Here is a 308-nt window from a genome sequence, read left to right on the forward strand (position 1 = left end):
GGCCCCCGAGGGTGGGCTCCGGCGCCCGCCGCGAGGACATGGACGGCGCCCCGGCGGCCCGGCCGGCCTCGCCCCCCGCCCCGCAGCCGCACATGGCCCAGTCGCACATGGCCCAGCCCCACATGGCGCAGCCTCACGTGCCGCCGGCCCCGCGCGCTCCGGCCGCCCCCGCGGTCCCGCAGTACCGCCCGGCCCAGGGCAACCTCGACGGCCAGGGACGGGCCGCGCCCCAGCCGCGGATGATGGACGACGATCAGCTCGAGATCCCGGCCTTCCTCCGCCGTCAGGCGAACTGACCGGGCCGGGTC

At 79.9% G+C, this 308-nt stretch carries 1 pseudogene; it reads left to right on the top strand.

The features are described 5' to 3' along the window. Nucleotides 1-296, top strand: a pseudogene (locus ACLBYB_RS33115) (cell division protein FtsZ); the annotation flags it as partial. Between the last annotated feature and the right edge of the window lie 12 nt (nt 297-308).

Source organism: Methylobacterium sp. D54C (genome assembly GCF_053345595.1).